Genomic DNA, 2,378 nt, shown 5'->3' on the forward strand with positions numbered 1-2,378 from the left:
CTTCTACAAGACCGACAGCCGGCCCCGGCCCAAGGAGGGCGCGTCCTCGGAGTCGAAGAGCTCGTCGTCTGACTCCAAGAGCGCCTCGGGCTCGTCGGACTCCAAGGGCTCGGACTCCAAGAGCTCGGACTCCAAGGGCTCGGACTCCAAGGGCTCGGACTCCAAGGGCTCGGACTCCAAGGGCTCGGACTCCAAGAGCTCCTCGGGCTCGTCCGGCTCGTCCGGGAAGGGCTCGTCGGGCTCCTCCGGGGCCAAGGCCGCCGCCTCCTAGGCACCTGGCCGACCGCCCCGCCGCCGAGATCGCCGTCATCGGCGGCAGCGGGTTCTACGAGCTGCTGGCCGACGGCCGGGCCGTCGACCTGGACACCCCCTACGGCGCCCCCTCGGCGCCGGTGACGGTCGGCCGGATCGGCGGGCGCGAGGTCGCCTTCCTCCCCCGCCACGGCCTGCGCCACGAGATCCCGCCCCACCACATCCCCTACCGGGCCAACCTGTGGGCGCTCCGGGACCTCGGCGTCACCCGGGTCGTGGCCCCGTCGGCGGCGGGGTCGCTGCGCCCCGACGTCCACCCCGGGGAGCTGGTGGTGTGCGACCAGCTGGTCGACCGGACGGCAGGGCGCCCCGACACCTACTTCGAGGGACCGGCGGTGCACCACGTGGCCTTTGCCGATCCGTACTGCCCCGAGCTGCGGGAGGCGGTGCTGCCCGCCGCCCCCGGGCAGGGGGTGACCGCCCACCCGACCGGGACCATGGTGGTGATCCAGGGCCCCCGCTTCTCCACGCGCGCCGAGTCGGCGTGGTACCGCTCAGCGGGCTGGGACGTCATCGGCATGACCCAGTACCCCGAAGCCGTGCTGGCCCGGGAGCTGGGCCTCTGCTACTCGGGCATCGCCCTGGTCACCGACTACGACACCGGCGTCCAAGGCGTGGAGTCGATCGAGGCGGTGACGATGGACGCCGTGTTCCAGGTCCTGCGCGACATGGTCGGCATGGTGCGTTCGGTCCTCGGCGCCGCCATCCCCACCGTCCCGACCCGGCGGGCGTGCGCCTGCGCCTCCGGAGCTCAGCCGGAAGGTGAGCTGTCCCCGTAGGCGCTGGCCGACGGCACGATCCGCGCCCGCCAGGGCCGGGCCCGGTCCCAGTGGTGGCCGACCACCCGCCCCACCCGCAGGGCGTCGAGGAACGCCTGCGGGGAGGCGGCGTCGAAGTCGGGCACCTCGGCGTACGCCGCCCCGAAGGCGCCGGGGACGTGGGCGTCCGAGCCCGCCCCTCCCGGGAGCCCCCAGTGCTCTGCGGTGTCGGCGGCGCGTCGGTTCAGGTGGGACAGCGAGGTCTTGGCGTTTAACACCTCGAGGGCGTCGATGCCCCCGTCGGCCAGCAGACCGTCGAGCACGTCCTCCTTCAGGCAGTGCCGCATCGGGTCGTACGGGTGGGGGACGTACACCACGCCGCCCTGGTCGCGGATGCGCGTGACGGCGTCGGCGGGCTTGACGCCGTGCGGAAGGCGCTCCCGGATGAACAGCCCGATCAGCTCCCCGGCGCTGGTGCGCACCTCCTGGCCCACGACCACCCGGCAGGGCAGTCGGTCCTCGAGGGCCAGCGCCCCGTTGACCGTGTTGTGGTCGGTGATGCACAGCACGTCGATGCCGGCGGCGGCCACGGCCTCCTCCAGCTCCTCCGGCGTGGTCGTGCAGTCCCCCGACCACATGGTGTGGGTGTGCATGTCGACGCGCACCCGGCCGGGGGGCGGCCGCTCCGCCAGGTGGGGATGGTCGGCGGGCTCACTCACCGGAGAGGGATATGCCGTCCACCGCCAGCGTCATGCCGGCGGCGACGCCCGGCAGCCACTCCAGGTCGGCACCGATCTCGATGACCTCGCGCAGCATGCGCTGCAGGGTCGAGGCGATGGTGATCTCCCGCACCGGCTCGGCCAGCTTCCCGTCCCGGATCATCAGCCCCTCGGCCCCGACCGAGAAGTCCCCGCTCACCGGGTTCACCCCCGAGTGCACGCCGCTGATGCTCTGCACGAACAGCCCGTGGTCCACGGCGGCGAGGATCTCGTCCATCGAGCGCGTCCCCGGCTGCAGCGACAGCGCCCGGCACCCCACGCCCGGCCCGCTCTTGAACCCGGCCCGCACCGCGGAGCCGCTCGACCTGGTCCCCGCCCGGCGGGCCGAGTAGCTGTCGTAGAGGAAACGGCTGACGACGCCGGCCTCGATCAGCACGTTGCGCCGGCACGCCAGCCCCTCGGCGTCGTACACCGCCGCTCCGAAGGCGGCGGGATTGGTGGGGTCGTCGACCAGCGCCACGTCCGCCCGTGCCACCTCCTCCCCCAGCCGCTCGGCGAACAGCGACCGGCCCTTCAGCACCGCCTCCCC

The 2,378-nt window shown here is 73.6% G+C and carries 4 protein-coding genes; 2 read left to right on the forward strand and 2 right to left on the reverse strand.

What is annotated here, in order from left to right; genetic code table 11:
- A partial coding sequence (locus VFW24_08225) for a hypothetical protein (GenBank protein HEX5266747.1) occupies positions 1–271 on the forward strand: 271 nt, incomplete at its 5' end.
- A gap of 28 nt (positions 272–299) precedes the next feature.
- Positions 300–1,091: an S-methyl-5'-thioadenosine phosphorylase gene (locus tag VFW24_08230; GenBank protein ID HEX5266748.1), complete on the forward strand. Its 792-nt coding sequence runs from the start codon at positions 300–302 to the stop codon at positions 1,089–1,091.
- On the opposite strand, the gene VFW24_08235 is transcribed toward VFW24_08230, so the two are convergent.
- Positions 1,064–1,789: a PHP domain-containing protein gene (locus tag VFW24_08235; GenBank protein HEX5266749.1), complete on the reverse strand. Its 726-nt coding sequence runs from the start codon at positions 1,787–1,789 to the stop codon at positions 1,064–1,066. The two genes, VFW24_08230 and VFW24_08235, sit on opposite strands and share 28 nt — an antisense overlap.
- A partial coding sequence (locus VFW24_08240) for a metallopeptidase TldD-related protein (protein HEX5266750.1) occupies positions 1,782–2,378 on the reverse strand: 597 nt, incomplete at its 5' end. The genes VFW24_08235 and VFW24_08240, both read right to left, overlap by 8 nt.

The sequence above is a fragment of the Acidimicrobiales bacterium genome (assembly GCA_036273495.1).
Taxonomy (GTDB): domain Bacteria; phylum Actinomycetota; class Acidimicrobiia; order Acidimicrobiales; family JAJPHE01; genus DASSEU01.